2 protein-coding genes are annotated in these 1,335 nt (G+C 72.4%); both read left to right on the top strand.

Going from position 1 to position 1,335, the window contains the following annotated elements; genetic code table 11:
• Positions 1-1,137 (top strand): chorismate synthase (gene aroC / locus ACF061_RS39040; protein WP_392271774.1); only part of this gene is annotated, 1,137 nt, incomplete at its 5' end.
• Between the two features lie 29 nt (positions 1,138-1,166).
• Positions 1,167-1,335, top strand: a 169-nt coding sequence (locus ACF061_RS39035; RefSeq protein WP_392271775.1) for a shikimate kinase, incomplete at its 3' end; no start/stop codon positions are given.

The following is a 1,335-nucleotide window of genomic DNA, read 5'->3' as shown; positions in this document are numbered from 1 at the left end:
CTGGTGGCCACGCTGGAGGGTCTTCCCGCCGGCGTGCCGATCACCACGGAGATGGTGGCGGACCACCTCGCGCGGCGTCGTCTGGGTTACGGCCGGGGGGCGCGGATGAAGTTCGAGCGGGACGAGGTGACGTTCCTCGGTGGTGTCCGGCACGGTCTGACTCTGGGGTCTCCGGTGGCGGTCATGGTGGGCAACACCGAGTGGCCGAAGTGGGAGAAGGTGATGGCGGCTGATCCGGTGGATCCGGTGGAGCTGGCCGCGCAGGCGCGTAACGCGCCGTTGACGCGTCCGCGGCCGGGTCATGCGGATCTGGCGGGGATGCAGAAGTACGGTTTCGACGAGGCGCGGCCGGTGCTGGAGCGGGCTTCGGCGCGGGAGACGGCGGCCCGGGTGGCGCTGGGGGCGGTGGCGCGGTCGTATCTGCGGGTGACGGCGGGGATCGAGGTCGTCTCCCATGTGGTGGAGCTGGCGGAGGTCCGGGCTCCGTACGGGGTGTACCCGGTGCCGGGGGATGTGGAGCGGCTGGACGCGGATCCGGTGCGCTGTCTGGACGCGGACGCCTCCCGGGCGATGGTGGACCGTGTCGACCTGGCGCACAAGGAGGGTGACACGCTCGGCGGGGTGGTGGAGGTGCTGGCCTACGGTGTGCCGGTGGGTCTGGGCTCGCATGTGCACTGGGACCGGCGGCTGGACGCGCGGCTGGCGGCGGCTCTGATGGGTGTGCAGGCGATCAAGGGGGTGGAGGTCGGGGACGGTTTCGCTCTGGCGCGGGTGCCCGGTTCCCTGGCGCACGACGAGATCGTGGCCACCGGTGAGGGGATCAGGCGGGCGACCGGGCGTGCGGGCGGGACCGAGGGCGGGCTGAGCACGGGTGAGGTGCTGCGGGTGCGGGCGGCGATGAAGCCGATCGCGACGGTGCCGCGGGCGCTGCGCACGGTGGACGTGGCCACGGGTGAGGCGGCGCAGGCCCATCATCAGCGTTCCGACGTGTGTGCGGTGCCGGCGGCGGGGATCGTCGCGGAGGCGATGGTGGCGCTGGTGCTGGCCGACGCGGTGGCGGAGAAGTTCGGCGGGGACAGTGTGGCGGAGACCGGGCGCAATGTGCGGTCCTACCTCGATCATCTGGTGATCCGGTGAGTGTGCCGGTGGTGGTCCTGGTGGGGCCGATGGGTGTGGGCAAGTCCACGGTCGGGCTGCTGCTGGCCGAGCGGCTGGGGGTGGGGTACCGGGACACCGACGACGACATCGTCGCCGGGCAGGGCCGCAGCATCGCGGAGATCTTCGTCGACGACGGTGAGAGCGCCTTCCGGGCCCTGGAGAAGCAGGCGGTGCGGG

The sequence above is a fragment of the Streptomyces sp. NPDC015220 genome (assembly GCF_043079345.1).
Classification (GTDB): domain Bacteria; phylum Actinomycetota; class Actinomycetes; order Streptomycetales; family Streptomycetaceae; genus Streptomyces.
Note: the sequence above shows the minus strand (reverse complement) of the source record. Positions and strands in the feature narration are given on the sequence as shown.